A 16,114-nucleotide genomic window follows, 5' to 3' on the forward strand; every position below is an offset into this window, starting at 1 on the left:
GGCACCAAAACCCGAATGCATACAAATTTTATTTAACAATAACTGTTGTACTCAAAATATAAACACTCTTGCTATTACATTTGTCATACAGTGGCTAATGTATTGAAAAATCTAATTACTCTTAAACCATTTTACTATGATAGCGTCAACCCCAAATGGTGAATTATTGATTTGAATGGCTTATTTATGGACATATAGAAAAAAACAACACCAAATCACACGAATTTCGAATTCTTACTACATTGCGATACACAAATTATAAAAACATTATCATCGTCCACTAAAGACTTAGCTATTTAATAACATAATTGCCATTCTACTGAAAATTTAATTAATAAAATATCCTGAATAAATAAAAAAAAGCGCAATCCCAAAAGGATTGCGCTTACAAAAAAACCAAAATTATCAATATGTTAAACTTTAAAAAAATTTTAACATTATTTATCTATTTTTTAGGACCTCAACTGTTTTTGCTTTAATCTGCTCAAAAATTTCATCTGGAGTCTGTGCAGCGTCGACCACAAAGAAACGTTCATGGTTAAGAGCAGCCCAAGTCAGATAACCTTCACGTACACGGTTGTGAAATTCCAAAGATTCTGCCTCGAAACGCCCTTCCTCCTGCATTTTGTTCTCTTGCAAGTTGCGGGTCATAGCACGTTTAAGTCCCATCTCCGGATCAATATCAAGCAAAATAGTCAAATCAGGCCAGCAACCGGAAACAGCAACATCGTTTAATTCACGCAGCAACTTTGGATCAAGACCTCTTCCATAGCCCTGATACACAATTGTTGAGTCTGCAAAACGATCAGAAATAATAACTTTTCCAGCTTCAATTGCCGGACGGATTGTCTGGCTGACATGCTGCGCGCGATCAGCCAGATACAGAAAGAGTTCACTTTCACCTGTAAGGTCAGTGCTATCCATATTAAGTAAAATTTTGCGTAATTCCTTACCTATACGACTCCCACCGGGTTCCAGGGTAACATCAACAGTGTGACCTGCCCCTTCTAGAAAAGCCTTAATAAGCTTAATCTGAGTAGTCTTTCCGGTTCCTTCTATCCCCTCAAAGGTAATGAACATTGAGCCTCCGTTTTTTTTATATCGCACTTGCTTGACGGGTTATCCGGAGATTTTTCCGGCTTATACAGATATCGGTCTAAAAATCTCTGGTAAGGAGTCCAATTTGAACCGGAACCTTCCAGTTTATCCAGTTCTGCAAAAATGGTATTCATTTTCGCATCAATATTATCTGCAAAATGTAAAATAAAGGCCTCAGGAGTCTTAGGCCGTTTTGGTGCACCATATTCATATTCCCCATGATGAGAAAGAATCAAATGCTTTAAATGAAGTTTAAGTTTACTGTCCAAATCCTTTGCTTTTTGCAGAAAAGGTTCAAGAACTTCTACTCCAATATAAATGTGCCCTAACAGCCGTCCCTCATCTGTATAGTCATTGGTAAGCCCACCGGACAACTCCCAAGCCTTACCAATATCATGAAAAATTGCAGCCGCAAGAACAATCTGGCGATCCACATCTGGATAGTTATCACAAATAGACATACATAGCTTAGCAACAGTCAAAGTATGCTCAAGCAGACCTCCTACATACGCATGGTGTACTGTCTTGGCTCCAGTTGCTGTCAACAGCCTGTCATAAACTTCTTCATCTCTCAACACCTTACGGCAGAACTTCTTCCACGGCAGATGAACCATGTGCTCTGCTATCAGATAGTCCAACTCCTGCATCATTTCTTCAGGTTTTTCAGGACTGGAGGGAAGAAATTCAGTGATGTCAAACTGATTATGCTCAGGATTTAAAATTTCAAAAACCTCAACAGTAAGTTGCGGTTTATCTCTGTAAGAACCAACCATTCCTCCGGCAACAACAAACATTCCTGATTCAATAGTTTGAAATGATTGACTTAACGGGCTCCAGATTTTAGCTTCAACCGTACCGGAATTGTCCTGCAAACGCAGATTCCAGAACGGACCATTACGGGATTCACGGAGCTGAGCATCCCCCACGAGGAAAAGATCTCTGACCCTTTCCCCGTTTATAAAGTCTTTAATATATGTAGTTTTTTGCGACACTTCTTGCTATTCCTAAATTGCTTTGATACCTCGCCCCTAGGCGTTCGCATTTTTAATTAACCAATGGCGTTTTACAACCGCCCGGAATTTGTATTCATAGTCAAACCATCGGAAGCCTGTCCAATTTTTTTTGGCCTTTTCTTCCTTGGAGAACAAAATTGAATATACTTTTAACAAATGATGACGGAATTCAAGCCGTCGGACTCAGAGCGCTTTACCATGCCCTGAAAAGGTCCGGAATGAATGTTCAAGTTGTAGCCCCGGTTGCAGAGCAATCTGCTGTGGGTCACGCTGTATCATTATCATCACCCCTTCGAGTAAAAAAATTTGAAGAGGACGGCTTCACAGGTCTAGGTGTTTACGGAACACCGGTGGACTGCGTCAAGCTCGGATTAACCACTTTGCTGGAAGAAAAACCGGATATTGTTGTCTCCGGTATCAATAGCGGAGCTAACGTCGGTGTGGACATTTTGTATTCTGGTACGGTTTCAGCTGCAACAGAAGGAGCCCTAATGGGCTTTCCCGCACTGGCTGTATCATATGATAATTTTAATCCGAATGAGCTTACAGATCAAGGCGATTACTGCGCGGATCTGCTCACCCAAATACCGTGGTCCAGCCTAGGTGAAAAAACAGTTGTTAATCTGAATTTTCCGGCAATGCCTGTAAAAGAAACCAAAGGGCTTAAAATATGCCGGCATACACGTGTCTCCTGGCAGGACTGGTATGATGTGCGCAAAGACCCGCGAGGCAGAGAGTACTACTGGCTTGACGGAGTTATGCCTAAAGAAAAAATCAGCTCAGGAACTGACAGAGATCTGCTGACCAAAGGACATATTACTATGACTCCTTTGCACTTTGATTTCACAGATCGTGAAGCAATTGTTACTCTTGAAAAGAGTTTCAACTTATAGCTCATATACAATTTATTATGTATGTGGACATTTAGTTTCTATATAGTGTATAAAGGCAATATTAGAACAAAATTAGAAAAGTTATATCTGACTGTGGATTGATCAAAAATTCAGGATATTTTGTTTAGTCCATTTAACTTTCAGAGAACCTTCCAAGGTAGTTATTTATTTTGGCTATCAGGACGGGTCAAACATATAAATTAAGTACATGTGTGTATCTCCTGAAACATGATGCAGTTATCACTCTGCTCATGGTTTTAACGAGCCTGACACATTGAACTTTATTTTTGACCGCCTGTAAAATGTTTTTCAACAGACACTTATTCCATCAGGAGGAGTAAATGCCACTCGTTTCGCCTAAAGAAATGTTTGAAGGGGCCTATGACGGCGGTTATGCCATTGGTGCATTCAATGTAAACAATATGGAAATCATTCAGGGAATTATGGAAGCAGGTAGCGAAGAAAATGCTCCCCTGATTCTTCAGGTTTCCGCTGGTGCCCGTAAGTATGCAGGTCAGGGATACATCATGAAATTGATGGAAGCCGCTCTGCTTGAAACAGACCTGCCTGTTGTACTTCATCTCGACCATGGCGCAAACTTTGAAATTTGCAAAGAAGTTATTGACGGAGGTTTTACCTCTGTAATGATCGACGGTTCGCACCTTCCATTTGACGAGAATATCGCTCTCACACAGCAGGTTGTTGCTTACGCTCACGACAAAGGCGTCTGGGTTGAAGCAGAGCTTGGTCGTTTAGCCGGAGTCGAAGAAGATGTTGTTTCTGATGAACATATTTACACAGACCCAGATCAGGCTGTAGAATTTGTAGAACGCACAGGTTGTGACTCCCTTGCAATCGCAATAGGAACCAGCCACGGTGCATATAAATTTAAAGGTGAAGCAAAACTTGATTTTGATCGTCTGGACAAGATTGCATCTCTGATACCTAAATTCCCCATTGTTTTACATGGCGCTTCAAGCGTTGTTCAAGAATATGTTGTCATGGCTAACAATTTCGGAGCAGATATTGGAGGCGCAAAAGGTGTTCCCGAAGACCTGCTTCGTAAAGCCGCATCTAAAGCTGTCTGCAAAATCAATATTGACACAGACATTCGTCTCGCAATGACTGCCGTTATCCGTAAGTTTCTGGTTGAAAACCCTGCTGCTTTCGACCCCAGAGGCTACCTCGGAGAATCACGCAAGGCAGTAAAAGAGATGGTCCGCCATAAAATAACCAAAGTGCTGGGCTGCTCAAACAAAGCGTAATTACATAAAGCCGCCTACCAGGAAATAGGCGGCTTTATTTGTTTATAATCAACAAGGGATCTGCATCTGGAATAAGATGTATAAATGGGAAGATTGTCTCTAATACCGAAAATCGCCGAACTGCTTCTACCTGCATCGCACACTTACCCAGGAAATAAGTCTGCTTTGTATCAGGTATCAGCCTAGATTTTCACACTCCCCTCCCCCTTAAAGTCAGCCAAGACTTCTGAGGGAGATTCAAGAGACAAAAAATGGAGAATATTACATGGCCATAAAAGTTGGTATTAATGGATTCGGAAGGATCGGACGCTACTTGGTTCGGTTGATTCATGACAGTAAGGACTTTGATCTTGTCGCAATCAATGCCCGTGCCTCCAATGAAGACCTTGCTCTTCTTTTCAAACACGATTCAGTTCACGGAACATTCAAAGCAGATGTAAAGGCAACTGAAAACGGCTTTTCCGTCAACGGCAAGGAAATCAAAGTTACCCGCTGTGCTCCCGGAGAATGGAAATGGGCAGAACTTGGCTGCACCATGGTTGCAGAAACAACCGGTAAATTCCGTGACCGCGACAGCTGCGAAAAGCACATCGCCTGCGGTGCTAAAAAAGTTATCATCAGCTCCCCCGGCATTAATGCTGACGCAACAGTAGTTATGGGTGTTAACGATGGGGAACTAACCCATAAGCACAACATCATTTCCGGTGCATCATGTACTACCAACTGTCTTGCACCGGTTGCCAAAGTCATCAACGATGAATTCGGCCTTGAACGCGGACTGATGACCACAATTCATGCGTACACTATGAGTCAGCGTGTTCTTGACGGCTCACACAAAGATATCCGTCGGGGCAGAGCATGCGGCGTCAACATGGTCCCCACAACAACCGGTGCGGCTAAAGCTGTCACTATGGTCATCCCTGAACTGGAGGGTAAGCTGGACGGCATGTCCATCCGTGTTCCAACACCGAATGTTTCACTGGTAGACCTTACCTGCGATCTAGGACGTAAAACAACAAAAGAAGAAGTAAATGCAGTTCTTGCCAAAGCTGCAAATGAACACATGGGCTATACGGAAATGCCGCTGGTTTCCACCGATTATATAGGTGATACACATGGCGGAGTTGTTGACGGTCCCTTGACAGATGTTATGGAAGGCAAAATGCTGAAACTGATCATCTGGTATGACAATGAAGCCAGTTTTACAAACCAGCTTGTACGCCTCATGGCTAAAGTTGCTACTTTTATGTAACAAATCTGCTCAAGAATTCAAAATCCCTCTCTGGTATTTTTTTCAGAGAGGGATTTTTATTATATACCTTTTATATTTACTGCTGACACACCCAACTACACAAATTTACGACATTAATCTGATGCATGGGAACGTTAGTCAGTCAATAGTAAAAAATATTCATGAAATATGCCTTTGGCAAAACCTCCCAATAACCAAGTAGATTTGTTTTCAATTAAATAGTAACTATCTAAGATATGCTACAGAACAAAACTTCGTTTTATAAAAAAAACGCAAGAAATAAATTTATCCTAGACAGTCTGTTATTTGCCATACTCTTAATTCTGTTCAGCATCTTTTTATATAATGGAACAGAAGAGCTAGGCTATAACTGGCAATGGTTCAGGGTTCCTGATTTCATTTTTTCTTTTAAGGACAAAACATTCATCCCCGGACCACTTTTAAAAGGGCTAGGTGTAACTCTTGAAATTTCAGCTTTAAGTTTTATACTAACCTTTGTAATCGGGCTTGGAACAGCTGTTTTACGCTTATCAAATTCTTTTGTCGGAAATATTATAGCCCGCATCTATCTGGAGACTATCCGCAACACTCCGCTGCTCATTCAGCTGTTCTTCATATATTTTGTTATCGCCCCTATACTGAATATCAACGGTTTCTGGTCAGCGGTAATTGCGCTCAGTCTATTTGAAGGAGCCTACGCATCTGAAATTTTCAGGTCAGGTATTACTTCCATTGATAAAGGGCAATGGGAGGCTGCATTCAGTCTTGGTGGAAATAAGAGTTTTGCCTATATAAACGTGATTCTTCCCCAAGCCATTCCCCGCATAGCTCCACCACTGGCAGGACAGGCAATATCACTGGTAAAAGATTCTGCCCTTGTGAGTACTGTTGCCATTTATGACCTGACCATGCAGGGGCAATCAATAATTTCTGAAACCTTTATGACTTTTGAAATATGGTTTACTGTTGCAGCCATATATCTTTCTATTACTCTGCTGCTATCTTGGACTCTGGACAATATGGCCCAAAAATTCAAGAGCAGATGGTAACCTTAACCGTACAGAATATATCTGGAGGTAAAAATGACTTTGTGGAGAACTGTAAACATAGGAATTGCTGCTGTAATTATGATAGTAGGACTCTCTTCTGCGGTCTGGGCCGGAGATGCCAGACTTGAGCTGTCTAAAGACAGCACTCTTGAAACTGTTCTGAAACATAAAACTCTGCGTGTTGGATTTTCCACCTTTAAACCCTGGGCAATGAAAGACAAGGATGGACAATTTATTGGTTTTGAAATTGACGTAGCCAAACGTCTTGCCTCAGAAATGGGTGTTGAAGTCCGCTTTATTCCCACTAAATGGGATGGAATCATCCCGGCCCTGCTGACCGGCAAATTTGATATAATCATCGGTGGAATGGGCATTACACCACAACGTAATCTGAAAGTTAATTTTTCTGATCCTTACGAGTTCACAGGAATGGCGATTGTTGCCAACAAAGCCGTTGCACCAGACAAAAGCTCGCTTAAAGAATTCAATATGGCTTCAACAAAAGTTTCGGTACGTCTTGGTACAACTGCTGAAAAAGCAGCTAAAAACTTCCTTCCTAAAGCCGATATCCGTAAATTCAGTGATGAGGCAGCTTCGATTCAAGAACTTCTTAATGGTAAGGTTGCATGCTTAATTGCTTCCAATCCGCTACCTGCCAATCTGGTTAAGAAATATCCTGAAAAACTTTATCTTCCACTTCAGTCTGATTTTACTCAGGAACCGATTGGATTTGCTGTTCGCAAAGGCGACCCGGACTTCCTGAACTTCCTGAACAACTGGATCAAAGTAACCAATGCACAGGGCTGGCTTGAAGCACGATTCAATTACTGGTTCAAAACCGATGATTGGAAATCTCTCGTAGAGTAATTGTAATTCATGCCAAATAATTCCAAGAGGATTACCTCCCTTGATGTGCTGCTTCTGGCAGCCATCTCGGGAGGATTGATCTGGTTTGCCTATCATATTGTAACCCAGCTTAATTACAGCTGGGACTGGTCAGCTGCGCCCGGATATATTGCAAGATTCGATAAAAGCTCACAGCAGTGGAAAGCAGGTCTGTTGCTGCAGGGCTTGATTGTTACTCTGCGTCTTTCAATATGGTCTGTTTTTTCAGCACTTATAATCGGAACGATCATGGGAATATGGCGCACCAGCCCACGTCCTCTGCTAAGAATGATCTCAGGTTCATACGTTGGATTAATTAGAAATATTCCACCGCTGGTCCTGATTTTCATCTTTTATTTTTTTCTTGGTGATCAAATTATGCGGGCAACTGGTATCACTGAACTTTCATACAGCTTAAACGACAAAACTTCGCCAGTACTCAATGTCCTGTTCGGCTCAGTTGAACAACTTCCAGCCTTTTTATCAGGTGTAATTACAATGTCACTTTTCGAAGGGGCATACATTACAGAAATAATACGCGCAGGAATTGAATCTATAGAAGAGGAGCAATGGGAGGCTTCAGCAGCACTTGGATTTAACAGACGCAATCAGCTCATTCATATTATCCTTCCACAGGCTTTTTCGCGTTGTTTGCCCCCTCTTGCCGGACAATTCATTTCTACGATTAAAGATTCTTCGATTGTTTCAATTATTTCAATACAGGAACTGACATTTGCAGGACAGGAATTAATGTCAGCAACCTATAAAACTTTCGAAATATGGACAGTTGTTATTTTTTTATATTTTGCGCTGACATTCCCCTGTTCCATCGCTGTTCGGGCACTCGAGAAGAAAATGAATAAACAAAAGAATCTATGATTTGCTAATTAGATGGACATACTTTGAAGCTCGTTATCGATCCCGGACAACATAAAATCATCAGACACTAATTCCCCACAACTATAATATGATTCTATCCGATCAGCTATTTTCAGAAACTCTTTCACAACTATCGGATCAAATTGAGAATTAGCACAATTAGCTATTTCAGCTATTATGTCAGAAAATGGCATGGCCGTACGATAAGGACGATCCCGAGCCATAGCCGATAAAGTGTCTGCAACTGCAATAATTCTTGCCTCAAGAGGAATAGCTTTACCTTTTAGTCCATGAGGATATCCATTTCCATCATATCTTTCATGATGATGTAAAATAGTATCTGCAATAATATTTAATCCTGAAACGGAAGCCATAGGAGCAACAATCTGTGCCCCCATCTCAGGATGCTTCTTAATTATTTCATACTCTTCAATTGTAAGACGTCCTGTCTTCTTTAAAATGGAATCAGGAATACCTATTTTACCAATATCATGTAAATGCCCTGCAATATGAATAAGCTCACAACATTCATTATCAAGCCCCATCTGCACACCAATTGCCTGCGATACAACAGCAACTTCTTCTGAATGAGAACAAGTATAGTGATCTTTGGCATCAATAGCATTACCAAGGGACTCTGCAAACTGATGTATTGTTAAATTTATTTTATTCTTCTCAGATATTTTAGAACTGGTATCTATTACTTTTAAAATATTCTTCATTTGCTTCACTTCATTTTAATTATAATTATATCGCTGAACAACATATTGACCGACTACTGAATATGACAATCATTGTCAACTGAAACGGCTGTCATAAATTTTTGCAAACTGCTGAACAAAAGTAACACCTAAAATTAAGTTTAACCTATAAATATTCTTAAATGTATGTAATTTACAACTAAATTAACCATACTGTAACATCTATGACACTTGTCCATAACAGCACTGACCATAAGTATGCTTCAGCAAACGCTGAGGAGGAAAATCGGCATGTCGCTTAAATTAAAAATGATCACTTTCTGTGTAGCTATAGGACTTATCCCGCTAATTGTCGTTGGTGTACTTAGTGTAGGAATGGCCTCAAAAGCCTTATCAGAACAGGCCTTCGGACAACTTGAATCTGTCCGTGACTCAAAAAAGAAGAATGTTGATGATCTCGTATCTAAATGGTTTCAAGAAATAGAACTCTTTTCCAATGTAAAAGAAGTATATAATGCAGTAGGAGTCCTTGGCGAATATAGTCTTGAAAATGAAATTTCAGGTAAACCTCTTGATGTTGCATCTGCTGAATACCTCGAAGCGCATCATTATGTATCTCCCCCCTTTATACCTTTTGTAAAAAATCTTGGATATGATGACGCAATTCTAATAAATGATTACGGACGTGTTCTTTTTACACTTAAAAAAGAAAACGATCTTGGCGCAGATCTAAAAAATGGACAATATAAGAATTCAAATCTGGCCCATGCTTTTCGAGAAGCTGTAAAGGGCAAGATTGTTTTTGCAGACTTCGAACCATATGCTCCTATGGATGGAACTCCTGTAGCCTTTATTGCGGCTCCGGTCCATTCACACGCAGGAGATATCCAGGGTGTAGTCGCACTTCGCATTCCCCTTAATGAAATCAACTCAATAATGACATTACGCTCAGGCATGGGAGAAACCGGCGAATCCTACCTTGTAGGACCAGACTTTCATATGCGTTCTGATTCTGAACTTGACCCGCGATACCATACAGTTAAATCATCTTTCGCATATCCAGCAAAAGGTGAAATAAAATCTGAAGCAGTTAAGGCAGGTCTTAGCGGAAAATCAGGATCAGCCATTATAAAAAATAACGATAAAATTAATCGCTTAATGGCTTATTCTCCGATCAAAATTGGCACATCAACATGGGTTCTTATCTCCGAAATCAATAAGGATGAAGCCTTTGCAGCAGTTGCAAAATTGAAAACCACAGCCTTGATAATCTCTCTCGTGACAGCATTAATCGTAATTCTCTCAACAATATTCTTTCTAAATAAAGCCTTAATAACTCCCTTAAAAAACATTGAAAAATTTGTAACCTCAATCACTGCAGGAGACTTTAAAAGCAGTCTTGAAGGTAAGTATAAAAGTGAAATTAAAAAACTGGCTGACGGAATTCAGCTGATGGTTGCCGAGCTGAAAAACAAACTGGGGTTTTCTCAAGGAATGCTCGACGGTATGACTGTACCCTGCCTGATATCTGATACAGACAAAAACATCACATATCTGAATCAGCCTCTTTGTGACCTGCTTGAAAGCGGCAGATCGTGCCAGAACTGGGTAGGCCGCCCTGTAAAAGAACTTTTACAGGCTCCTATAGGTGAAAAAGGTATTATTTCCAGATGCCTTGAAAACAAAGAGCCAGTTGTAAATATAGAAAGAAGATGGACCACAAAAAAAAATAACTACCGTGATGTACGTATTGATGCAGCCCCGCTCTATGATCTAGATAATGAATTAATCGGAGGTTTTGCAATTATAGTCGATCTGAGTGACATGAAAACAAAAGAAGATCAGATAAATGAACAGCATAAAGTCATGATTGAGATAACTGAAAAGGCCAAAATAATATCAAGCTACCTGACTAAAGGAGCTTCTGAGATAGAAACGCAGGTCGATCAGGTTTCATCCAATACAGATAAACAATTTGATCGTATTGAATATTCCTCGCAGGCAATCACTGAAATGAACCAGACTCTTCTAAACTCAGCAGAGAATGCTGAGAATGCCGCAACACAAGCCCAGAACACTCAGCTGCAAGCTGAGGATGGTCTGGTAACCATGACTGAGACAAGTGTGGCAATCAACCAACTGCAATCCCTTTCAGATATTGTAAAAGAGAATATGCATACCCTTGGTGAACAAAGTGTCTCAATAGGAGGCATCATCGGCGTTATCAATGATATTGCCGACCAGACAAACCTGCTAGCCCTCAATGCAGCGATTGAAGCAGCCCGTGCAGGCGAAAAAGGCCGAGGATTTGCGGTTGTAGCTGATGAAGTACGCAAACTTGCTGAAAAGACAGTACAATCAACAAAGGAAGTTGAGATAGCAATCAAAAATATTCAAAAATCTGCCAGCTCAAATATTGAGAACACAGATATGACAGTTGAAGCTGTACAACACGCCAGTACACTGGTCGGCAAATCGGTTGATGCTTTCAAGAAAATTTCCGGTATGTCTGACAACACAGCAACTGAAATTCAAAGAATTGCACAGGCAACTGACCAGCAATCAGAAGCACACAGCCAAATTCACAAGAGCGTAGAAGACCTGAAAATGCTGGCCAGTGATACCAGAATGGATATGAGGGAGTCAGCAAAATCAATTACCAGCCTATCCAGAACAGCTCAGGAACTGGAAAAACTGATTGAAAGACTCAGCACTGCCGCTGGAATATAACCAGCTTAAAAGGAACAAACAAAAACCGCCCTGCTCAAAAAAGAACAGGGCGGTTTTTGATTTCTTAAAAAAGTAAATAAATTATTTACCTAATTTATTCATAATTCCCTCAAGACGAAGAGTTTCACTTTCCAGAATATCACCTTTAAGCTTTTGATCTGTAATATCAAAAGGATCTCCCAGGTAGACCTTGCACGGACGGAAAGGTTTTGGCAGCTCAAATTTATCCCATGATTTATTGAACACGATTGGATTTGAAGGATAAGCACGGGCAGGAATGATGCATGCGCCATTCTTTTGCGCTATAGCCAGAATTCCGGGTTTAATCTTATGACGAGGTCCCTTAGGACCATCAATTGTTATAGCCCCGACCTTCCCATGTTCACGCATAATCCTCGCAATATCCAGCATAGCTTTAAGACCACCACGCGTTGATGATCCTCGAGCTACTTCATACCCGATACGCTCAAGAACCTCAGTGATAACCTGCCCATCTTTACTGTCGCTGGCCATGGTTACAAGTGAAAGTCTTTTTCTATATCCAAACCCGATCAAGCTGAACAGTTCATTATGCCATAGCGCAAGCATGACAGGCCTTTTGCTATCCATTGCACGGATAAAATTATCATAGCCTTCAACTTCAAAAGGTATAGACCGCACCCACCAGCGAAATAAAGAAGCAATAGCAGGTGATAATTTTACAGGATCAATCTTCATCTTGTTTACTATACTAATGGTTATCTTGGAACTGCATATTGTAAAGCTTCAAGTATAATGGAGAAGTTTCAAGCAATTCTTTATGTGTGCCCTTGGCAACAATTTTACCACTTTCCATGACCACGATCACGTCCGCAGAAAGAACTGTTGAAAGTCTATGAGCGATAACAATGCTGGTTCTGTCTTTCATAAGATTCTCTAAGGCCAGCTGCACAATGCGTTCAGCTTCAGTATCAAGAGCACTGGTTGCTTCATCAAGAATCAACAATGGCGGATTCTTAAGCAATGCCCGTGCAATTGTAAGTCTCTGCTTCTGTCCGCCGGAAAGTCTGACACCTCTTTCTCCAACGAGAGTATCATAACCTTCAGGAAGAGACTCAATAAATTCATGAGCAAATGCTGTCTGTGCAGCGTCTATGACTTCCTCTAAAGGAGCATTCTGGCTGACATATGAAATATTATCACGGACACTTGCGTTAAAAAGAAAAGTATCCTGCGAAACCATTCCTATATTTAACCGCAGTGACTTGAGAGAATACTCATCAACAGGCTTATCATTGATTTTAATTTCACCCTTCTGGCACTCATAAAAACGTGGAATAAGGTTTACCAGAGTAGTCTTACCAGATCCGCTTGGACCTACAATGGCAATTTTCTGCCCCGTCACAACATCAAGATTAATATTATCAAGAACTGGATGTTCCGAAGAAGGATATTTAAAAGTAAGATTCTTGATCTCAAGCCTCTTGAACGATTCATCTAAAGAAACATCCCCTCCTGTTTCAACTGTGATATCAGGGGAGTCTAAAATCTCAAAAACTCTTTCAGCTCCGGCAAAAGCACGCTGAATAGTAAGGTTGGATGTGTTAATTTTCTTGATAGGCTCATACAGCATTATCAAAGCTGCAATAAAAGAAAAGAATGTTCCCGGTGTAGATTTCCCTTCAATGACCTGCATACCCCCGTACCAAAGTACAAGGCCGATACCGAGAGCTCCTACAATTTCCATGATTCTGGAAGATAGTTCGCTGTGTAAAACCTGCTTGATAGCAATATATACCAGACGACGATTCTCGTCTTCAAATTTTCCAGCTTCAACCTTTTCATTGGAAAAAGCTTTAATAACTTTAACACCGCTGAAAGCTTCTTGAAGCTGGGCATTAATGTCAGAAATTTTAACCTGATTTTTACGTCCCAGCTTGCGAAGTTTTCTACCGAAATAAAAGAAAGGAAAGATTGCCAGCGGCAAAACCAGAACAGCAAAAAAAGCAAGGTATGGATCACGATAAAAAACAAGCCCGATCAGACCGATAATGGTAACCACCTCGCGAATCATCATGATAAACGAAGGTAGACTTTGCCTGATTTCAGTAACATCATTCAGAATTCTGGACATGAGCATACCGACCTGACTTTCTTCAAAAAAGTTCATAGGTAGGCAGATGATCTTTTCAAAAAGATCATTTCTAAGTCTTTCCAGAACTAAAAGTCCAGTTGTATTCATCAAGTAAGACTGCAAAAATCTGAATACACCCTTAATGAGCATGACAGCGACAAAGGCAATAGGCACTATCATCAATGCTTGGCGATCTTTATTGATAAAGATATCATCCATTGCCGGCTGAATCAGATAAGCTGTAGCCGCTGTAGCTGCGGCAACAACTCCCATAGAAACAAAAGCAATAATAACCTTGAATTTATACGGAAGAAAATACGACAAACACCTTTTAACAAGCTGCTTGTTTTTCATGTAGCTATATTTTTCGCCTTTGGGCAAGATATACTCCTTTTTATGACTAAATGCCGATTGCGATATTTCCTTACTTGGCATTTGCTTTCATCGCAAGTACCGTTTTTTTGCGATTTAATTTTTTAATCGTTTACCCATAAAAAGATAAGTTTTATCAATTTGACCGCTATATCTCCATATGGTTCAAATAATTTCAGGAGGACATAACAAAATGTCAGTTAAATTAGAATGCCAAGGTCTCCCCTGTCCACAGCCGGTTATTAAGTGCAAAAATGCCATTGAATCAGATAACCCTGAACGAATTGAAGCAATTGTTGACAATGAAGCCGCAAAAGAAAACGTCTCCCGCTTTATCGCAACAAAAGGTTACACTGTCACTGTTGAGCAAAGCGATGCCCTATTTACAATAATAGGAGAAAAAAACAACTCTGAATATCCTGTCGAATGCGAAGAGTGTTCTATCATGACCGATGAAGAACTCTCTAAAATAAGCAGCAAAACTCTAGTCTTCCTTAACAACGAATTTATAGGTTCTGGCGATGATGAACTGGGCGCAAAACTTATGTTTAATTTTATAGCCACCCTGCCTGAGCTGGGCGAAACGCTTTGGCGAATAGTGATGGTCAACAGCGCAGTTAAACTCGCGACTGAAAACCATATCTGCCTTGAAAAACTAAAAGAACTTAAAGCAAACGGAGTATCGATCCTCGTTTGCGGAACATGTCTTGACCATTTTAATATGCTTAGTAAAAAACAAGTCGGCGAGACAACAAATATGCTCGATGTTGTTACATCACTCCAACTTGCCAGCAAAGTAATTAAAGCTTAGTTAGATAATGTCTCCAATGTCTGGGAAGGGAAAACTTTTGATAAAGTTTCTCCTTTCCAGACTTTAGCTTTTAAAAAGTTATGATCATTTTACGTCTGATATCGTTCAGTAAAGCCTACATTTGGTAGGCTTATTCTTAGTGCAGCATAAATAAGTAATTATAATGATTATTAAAAGTTAAAAAAAATGATTAAAAGTGAGACACCCTCAACTAACTACTATGAGTGAAAATGACTGAAAGAAAAAGTATAAGATTAAATAAATTTATTGCCGCGGCCGGATTAGCATCAAGGCGCGGAGCTGATGAACTTGTGCAGCAGGGAAAAGTTAAAATCAACGGCGAAGTTGCCGACTCGCCCGGCATTCAAGTTGATCCTGAAACCGATCAGGTTGAAGTAAGCGGCAAGCTTATTGAAAACGATTTAGAATCCAATGAAACATATATATTGCTGCATAAAACCATTGAAACGGTAACAACAGCAAAAGATCCCCAAGGCCGCAAGACTGTTCTTGATTTACTTCCTCCTGAAATTGTAAAAAAACGCGTTTTTCCAGTAGGTAGACTTGATTTCTATTCTGAGGGATTACTTATGCTCACAACAGATGGAGAACTGTGCAACCGCATGACCCATCCCAAATGGCACCTTCCTAAAGTCTATCATGTTACCATCAGAGGAAAACTTTCTGAGCGCGAAATGTCTATAATGCATACCGGTATGTTCCTTGAAGAAGGAGAACTTCTTGCTCCTGTTGAAATAAAAAATATTTCGGTAATAGGAGAGACTGCAAAATATGAAATGATTCTGCATCAGGGACTTAACCGCCAGATAAGAAGAATGTTTAAAGAATTCAAAAAAACAATTCTGAGACTCAAAAGAGTTAAACAGGGAAGAATTGAACTGGGCGATTTAAAACCAGGAAAATGGCGTGAACTGACAGACAAAGAATTAACTACTCTGAAAAAAGATCTTAAAATGTAATAAAAAGGGAGACCTGACCACCAGTCAAAGTCTCCCTCTTTTTATATTCAGCTCTATAATTGAACCATTTTAT

At 40.3% G+C, this 16,114-nt stretch carries 14 protein-coding genes; 9 read left to right on the forward strand and 5 right to left on the reverse strand.

Going from position 1 to position 16,114, the window contains the following annotated elements; translation table 11 throughout:
• Positions 1 to 441: 441 nt before the first annotated feature.
• Together tmk and H589_RS0115810 are read right to left on the reverse strand one after the other, a co-directional pair.
• Positions 442 to 1,080, reverse strand: a complete 639-nt coding sequence (tmk, locus tag H589_RS0115805) for a dTMP kinase (RefSeq protein WP_027722921.1) — start codon at positions 1,078 to 1,080, stop codon at positions 442 to 444.
• Positions 1,056 to 2,090, reverse strand: a complete 1,035-nt coding sequence (locus H589_RS0115810; RefSeq protein ID WP_027722922.1) for a 3'-5' exoribonuclease YhaM family protein — start codon at positions 2,088 to 2,090, stop codon at positions 1,056 to 1,058. The genes tmk and H589_RS0115810 overlap by 25 nt, the downstream gene beginning before the upstream one ends.
• Positions 2,091 to 2,248: 158 nt before the next feature.
• On the opposite strand from H589_RS0115810, the gene surE reads away from it, so the two are divergent.
• From surE to H589_RS0115840, 6 genes are all read left to right on the forward strand, one after another.
• Positions 2,249 to 3,004: a 5'/3'-nucleotidase SurE gene (gene surE, locus H589_RS0115815; RefSeq protein ID WP_027722923.1), complete on the forward strand. Its 756-nt coding sequence runs from the start codon at positions 2,249 to 2,251 to the stop codon at positions 3,002 to 3,004.
• Positions 3,005 to 3,345: 341 nt separating this feature from the next.
• Positions 3,346 to 4,269, forward strand: coding sequence for a class II fructose-1,6-bisphosphate aldolase (gene fba, locus H589_RS0115820; protein WP_027722924.1), 924 nt, complete (start codon positions 3,346 to 3,348; stop codon positions 4,267 to 4,269).
• 265 nt (positions 4,270 to 4,534) lie between these two features.
• Entirely contained in the window at positions 4,535 to 5,521 is a 987-nt protein-coding gene (gap, locus tag H589_RS0115825; protein ID WP_027722925.1) for a type I glyceraldehyde-3-phosphate dehydrogenase, read from the forward strand.
• A 236-nt stretch (positions 5,522 to 5,757) separates the two neighbouring features.
• A complete protein-coding gene (locus tag H589_RS0115830) occupies positions 5,758 to 6,570 on the forward strand; it encodes an amino acid ABC transporter permease (RefSeq protein ID WP_027722926.1) in 813 nt (270 codons plus the stop codon).
• 33 nt (positions 6,571 to 6,603) lie between these two features.
• Positions 6,604 to 7,437: a transporter substrate-binding domain-containing protein gene (locus H589_RS0115835; RefSeq protein ID WP_027722927.1), complete on the forward strand. Its 834-nt coding sequence runs from the start codon at positions 6,604 to 6,606 to the stop codon at positions 7,435 to 7,437.
• Between the two features lie 9 nt (positions 7,438 to 7,446).
• Entirely contained in the window at positions 7,447 to 8,334 is an 888-nt protein-coding gene (locus H589_RS0115840; RefSeq protein ID WP_027722928.1) for an amino acid ABC transporter permease, read from the forward strand.
• A gap of 8 nt (positions 8,335 to 8,342) precedes the next feature.
• On the opposite strand, the gene H589_RS0115845 is transcribed toward H589_RS0115840, so the two are convergent.
• The gene (locus tag H589_RS0115845; protein WP_027722929.1) at positions 8,343 to 9,056 is read right to left on the reverse strand and encodes an HD-GYP domain-containing protein; all 714 of its coding nucleotides are present in this window, start codon (positions 9,054 to 9,056) and stop codon (positions 8,343 to 8,345) included.
• 270 nt (positions 9,057 to 9,326) lie between these two features.
• Here H589_RS0115845 and H589_RS0115850 point away from each other — a divergent pair, with 270 nt between their 5' ends.
• Positions 9,327 to 11,765, forward strand: coding sequence for a methyl-accepting chemotaxis protein (locus H589_RS0115850; RefSeq protein ID WP_027722930.1), 2,439 nt, complete (start codon positions 9,327 to 9,329; stop codon positions 11,763 to 11,765).
• Between the two features lie 81 nt (positions 11,766 to 11,846).
• On the opposite strand, the gene H589_RS0115855 is transcribed toward H589_RS0115850, so the two are convergent.
• Positions 11,847 to 12,482 carry a lysophospholipid acyltransferase family protein gene (locus H589_RS0115855; protein WP_027722931.1) on the reverse strand — a complete coding sequence of 212 codons (636 nt, stop codon included), beginning with the start codon at positions 12,480 to 12,482 and terminating at the stop codon, positions 11,847 to 11,849.
• Positions 12,483 to 12,495: 13 nt separating this feature from the next.
• Positions 12,496 to 14,232: an ABC transporter ATP-binding protein gene (locus tag H589_RS0115860; protein ID WP_035076395.1), complete on the reverse strand. Its 1,737-nt coding sequence runs from the start codon at positions 14,230 to 14,232 to the stop codon at positions 12,496 to 12,498.
• Positions 14,233 to 14,443: 211 nt separating this feature from the next.
• Between H589_RS0115860 and yedF the strand changes: the two genes are divergently transcribed.
• Together yedF and H589_RS0115870 are read left to right on the forward strand one after the other, a co-directional pair.
• Positions 14,444 to 15,061, forward strand: a complete 618-nt coding sequence (gene yedF / locus H589_RS0115865; protein WP_027722933.1) for a sulfurtransferase-like selenium metabolism protein YedF — start codon at positions 14,444 to 14,446, stop codon at positions 15,059 to 15,061.
• Between the two features lie 230 nt (positions 15,062 to 15,291).
• Positions 15,292 to 16,041, forward strand: coding sequence for a pseudouridine synthase (locus tag H589_RS0115870; protein ID WP_027722934.1), 750 nt, complete (start codon positions 15,292 to 15,294; stop codon positions 16,039 to 16,041).
• The last annotated feature ends 73 nt before the right edge of the window (positions 16,042 to 16,114 follow it).

The sequence above is a fragment of the Maridesulfovibrio zosterae DSM 11974 genome, from assembly GCF_000425265.1.
GTDB lineage: Bacteria > Desulfobacterota > Desulfovibrionia > Desulfovibrionales > Desulfovibrionaceae > Maridesulfovibrio > Maridesulfovibrio zosterae.

Bases quoted from the DNA above. Each gene is read 5' to 3' on its own strand.
- H589_RS0115870 (WP_027722934.1), top strand. From the start codon at position 15,292: ATGACTGAAAGAAAAAGTATAAGATTAAATAAATTTATTGCCGCGGCC.
- yedF (WP_027722933.1), top strand. From the start codon at position 14,444: ATGTCAGTTAAATTAGAATGCCAAGGTCTCCCCTGTCCACAGCCGGTT.
- fba (WP_027722924.1), top strand. From the start codon at position 3,346: ATGCCACTCGTTTCGCCTAAAGAAATGTTTGAAGGGGCCTATGACGGC.
- H589_RS0115830 (WP_027722926.1), top strand. From the start codon at position 5,758: ATGCTACAGAACAAAACTTCGTTTTATAAAAAAAACGCAAGAAATAAA.
- H589_RS0115855 (WP_027722931.1), bottom strand. From the start codon at position 12,482: ATGAAGATTGATCCTGTAAAATTATCACCTGCTATTGCTTCTTTATTT.
- H589_RS0115835 (WP_027722927.1), top strand. From the start codon at position 6,604: ATGACTTTGTGGAGAACTGTAAACATAGGAATTGCTGCTGTAATTATG.
- H589_RS0115860 (WP_035076395.1), bottom strand. From the start codon at position 14,232: ATGAAAAACAAGCAGCTTGTTAAAAGGTGTTTGTCGTATTTTCTTCCG.
- tmk (WP_027722921.1), bottom strand. From the start codon at position 1,080: ATGTTCATTACCTTTGAGGGGATAGAAGGAACCGGAAAGACTACTCAG.
- H589_RS0115845 (WP_027722929.1), bottom strand. From the start codon at position 9,056: ATGAAGAATATTTTAAAAGTAATAGATACCAGTTCTAAAATATCTGAG.
- H589_RS0115840 (WP_027722928.1), top strand. From the start codon at position 7,447: ATGCCAAATAATTCCAAGAGGATTACCTCCCTTGATGTGCTGCTTCTG.
- H589_RS0115850 (WP_027722930.1), top strand. From the start codon at position 9,327: ATGTCGCTTAAATTAAAAATGATCACTTTCTGTGTAGCTATAGGACTT.
- gap (WP_027722925.1), top strand. From the start codon at position 4,535: ATGGCCATAAAAGTTGGTATTAATGGATTCGGAAGGATCGGACGCTAC.